The sequence below is a fragment of the Alkanindiges hydrocarboniclasticus genome (assembly GCF_001982605.1).
Classification (GTDB): Bacteria; Pseudomonadota; Gammaproteobacteria; order Pseudomonadales; family Moraxellaceae; genus Alkanindiges; species Alkanindiges hydrocarboniclasticus.
Window position 1 is genome coordinate 1 of the sequence record NZ_MLCN01000087.1, and the last position, 3,766, is coordinate 3,766.

The 3,766-nt window shown below is 40.3% G+C and carries 3 protein-coding genes; 2 read left to right on the forward strand and 1 reads right to left on the reverse strand.

Annotated elements, in window-relative coordinates:
* Nucleotides 1-127: 127 nt before the first annotated feature.
* Nucleotides 128-565, reverse strand: a complete 438-nt coding sequence (locus BKE30_RS15640; protein ID WP_143253821.1) for a hypothetical protein — start codon at nt 563-565, stop codon at nt 128-130.
* A 232-nt stretch (nt 566-797) separates the two neighbouring features.
* Here BKE30_RS15640 and BKE30_RS15645 point away from each other — a divergent pair, with 232 nt between their 5' ends.
* Both BKE30_RS15645 and BKE30_RS15650 read left to right on the forward strand, forming a co-directional pair.
* Complete coding sequence (locus tag BKE30_RS15645; RefSeq protein ID WP_076879474.1) at nt 798-2,501, forward strand: proline--tRNA ligase; 1,704 nt, start codon at nt 798-800, stop codon at nt 2,499-2,501.
* A 61-nt stretch (nt 2,502-2,562) separates the two neighbouring features.
* Nucleotides 2,563-3,579, forward strand: a complete 1,017-nt coding sequence (locus tag BKE30_RS15650; protein WP_076879475.1) for a DUF2971 domain-containing protein — start codon at nt 2,563-2,565, stop codon at nt 3,577-3,579.
* Nucleotides 3,580-3,766 lie beyond the last annotated feature (187 nt).

Genomic DNA, 3,766 nt, shown 5'->3' on the forward strand with positions numbered 1-3,766 from the left:
ATTTTAAACCAATTCTAATAAAGTTTTTGTTAACTCTTTCTCATCTGTATAGCCAAGCATTTGCGTTAAGTTTAATTCATTTACTTTAATAATTCCTTGGTATAAGAATGCTTCCATTGGCTTATCCTTAAACTCCATATACTGAAATTCCATCAGCTTTATCTTGAATATTTATTTCAAGAAATTTTATCACTATAGACAATAGCTTTAAAATTTCATTTTTATACGATTCAAAATTTTCTACCACTTCTTTTGTAATGCCTTTGAACATTAAATGAATATGTTGAGAAGGTAAAAAAGTCGAGTCTAATATCTTTTCCTTGAATTTTTGCAATCTTTCTTTAATTATTTTCATTTTTGCTAAATTCAAATAGGTATTACCCCAATGTGCATAAGGATGCTCATCCTCGAACCAAAATCTTTCAATTAATGAAAAAGCCTCTTCGTGTATAACAATAGATTTTTCAAAATTAGGATTGGTCGCTTCATCAAATGGTGCTATTTGAAAGAATAATCCTGTTTGAAAACCGTCTTTCTCTTTAACTGTAAAATCTACTTTCATCATACTCACTGAACACTTGTTAATTTAAATAACTTTATGGACATATATCATAATATGTTTTGAGTTAGCCTAACATTTTTCTACTCAGCAGATGAGTCTTGATCGAAAAAGCGGTAAAATGCACGCATACGATGCCGACGGCATACAAAAAATACGCCATTGATGGTTTGGATTTTTCATCCAGCATCCCAAGCGTTTGACTCAGTTTTTACTTCATTTTATTTAGGATATATCCATGCGCGCCAGCCGCTTACTGTTTGCCACACTCCGCGAAACCCCCGGTGATGCCGAGGTGATCTCGCATCAGCTGATGCTCCGTGCGGGCATGATTCGTAAACTGGCTACCGGACTATATACTTGGTTGCCGCTGGGTGTGCGTGTGCTGAATAAAGTAGCAGCCATTATTCGTGAAGAGATGAATAAAAGCGCCATGGAAGTGCTGATGCCAGTGACCCAGCCCATTGAGCTATGGGAAGAATCTGGCCGTGCGCAAGCCTATGGCCCAGAGCTGCTGCGCTTTCGTGATCGGCATGACCGTCCGTTTGTGCTTGGCCCCACCCATGAAGAAGTGATTACTGACCTTGCCCGTCAGGAGCTAAAAAGCTACAAGCAATTGCCAGTCAACTTTTATCAGGTACAAACCAAGTTCCGCGATGAAATCCGTCCGCGCTTTGGCGTGATGCGTTCGCGTGAATTTATCATGAAAGATGCCTATTCGTTTCATGCCAATCAGGCATCACTGGAAGAAACCTATCAGGGCATGTACGATACCTATCATGCCATTTTTAATCGTCTGGGCCTGAATTTCCGTGCAGTACAGGCCGATACGGGTTCCATTGGTGGTAATGGCTCGCATGAGTTTCATGTGCTGGCCGACAGCGGTGAAGATGATATTGCATTTTCAACCGAATCTGATTTTGCAGCCAACGTTGAAATGGCCGAAGCCGTCGTTAAAGGCACACGCCCTGCTGCTACCCAAGCGTTGCAGGTGGTCGAAACGCCCAATGCCAAAACCATTGCAGAAGTAGCAGCACTGTTAAATGTTGATCCGTCACAAACGGTAAAAACCTTACTGGTTCGTGGTGTGGCGGATGAAGACGGCAAATACAGTCTGGTTGCACTGGTACTGCGCGGCGACCATGAACTCAATGACATCAAGGCTGAAAAACTGGAACAGGTTGCAGCACCGCTAACCTTTGCCTCAGAAGATGAAGTCAAGGCACTGGGTCTGGAAGCTGGTTCAATCGGGCCACAAGGGTTAAGCATTCCTGTTATCGTAGACCGTGCCGCATCGGTACTGGCTGATTTTGTGGCCGGGGCTAATCAGGCAGGCAAGCATGTGACTGGCCTGAACTGGGAGCGTGATGCACAAATTACACTAGTTGCAGACATCCGCAATGTGGTGAACGGTGATCCTTCACCTGATGGTAAAGGTATCATTAATATCAAGCGTGGCATTGAAGTGGGCCATATTTTCCAGCTAGGCCAGAAATATTCTGAAGCCTTAAACTGCAAGGTGCTGGGCGAAGATGGCAAGCCATTTGTGGTCACCATGGGCTGTTACGGCATTGGCGTAACACGTGTGGTTGCTGCTGCCATTGAGCAAAACTTTGATGACAAGGGTATTATCTGGCCACAAAGCATTGCCCCGTTTGAAGTGGCGATTGTACCCATGAATCAGGCCAAATCGCCCCGTGCGGTTGCTGCTGCCGAGGAACTGTATAGTGAATTGCTGGCCGCCGGTTTTGATGTGCTGCTGGATGACCGCAATGAACGTCCGGGCGTGAAGTTTTCTGACCTTGAGCTGATTGGTGTACCACATCGCATTGTGGTATCCGAGCGTGGCATAGATGCCGGAACCTTTGAATATAAAGGCCGCCGTGATGCTGAGGCACGTGAGTTAAATAAGGCAGACTTGCTGGTCGTATTGAAAGGTTGATTGAATCCTTATACATTAAAAGAGTCGCTTAAGCGGCTCTTTTTTATTGAAGAGAAAAATAATGAAAGTATATAAATATCGAGGTGGTAGTACTTACTACTGTGAAATAGATCAAGAACACAAAAGAATTTTGGAACGTGACCTTGAAAGCCTAAAAGCTGACTACTTTTGGGCGCCTACTCGTTACACCTTAAATGACCCTTTTGAATGCTTATTTAAAGATAAAGTATCACCAGTTTTCAATGGGCTAAAACAGCTCTTTCCATCAGAAAATACGCATCAGCTACAAATGGCATTAGAGAGTCTTTTAAATTTTATCGATAAGTCAGGTATTTACTCTCTTAGTCAAACCCCCTTATCTGAATTACTTTGGTCACACTATGCTTATAGCCACACAGGTTTCTGTGTGGAGTATGATTTAAAAATATTAACTAAATATCGCCATCAAAATCTAACAGAACTCAGTATACAATATAACCAACAAAGTCCATCTATAGAGCTTCAGGATATCTTAGCTAATTCAAACGATTTAATTTCCCAGAAAATGTTTGGCTATAAATCTCAGGCTTGGAGCTATGAAGAAGAAATTAGAATAATTACACCAGAATATGGCAGAATTGATTATGACTATAGAGCCGTAAATGCTATTTACTTTGGGTTGCGAATGGATGCCCAAGACAAAAATTTAATTATGGAAAGTTTAAAAGGACGAAGTATAAAATACTATCAAATGATTTTAAAACATGAATCTTATCAATTAGCTTATGAACCTATCGAAGACTTATTTCTAGATGCACCACCATACAAATATAATATTGCACCTATAGCAGATGATGCTATTGATACTTATAACAAAGAATTCTCGGAATATCAGAATTATCTAGTTAAGGCTGCTGAAATTGTACGGCGTGATCCTTATTGTCGAAGGGTTGATACTGTCATGTTTAGTAATAATAAAAGTACAGTACCTAACCCTATTGTAATTGTACAATATGAAATTACTCCACCTTATACTTACAACCATTACCTCACATTAGATGAAATTGATGAGCAATATTCGAAAATCTTAGATTTATAATTTTTAATATTTATAAAATTATTTTTTCATCTGATTTGACCAAGCATCGACAAAACAAGTACCGCTATTTACAGGAATTTTGGTTAAAACATAGACTTGTCTTTAGTCAGTAAGAAACACAAATGATTCCTGATGCGCAATGTTATGACGTAATTGTTGTCTCTTATACACTTTTGACGCTCCGACA

What these genes read in the sequence shown, in the direction of transcription:
- BKE30_RS15645 (WP_076879474.1), top strand. Translation starts at nt 798, where the DNA reads ATGCGCGCCAGCCGCTTACTGTTTGCCACACTCCGCGAAACCCCCGGT.
- BKE30_RS15650 (WP_076879475.1), top strand. Translation starts at nt 2,563, where the DNA reads ATGAAAGTATATAAATATCGAGGTGGTAGTACTTACTACTGTGAAATA.
- BKE30_RS15640 (WP_143253821.1), bottom strand. Translation starts at nt 565, where the DNA reads ATGATGAAAGTAGATTTTACAGTTAAAGAGAAAGACGGTTTTCAAACA.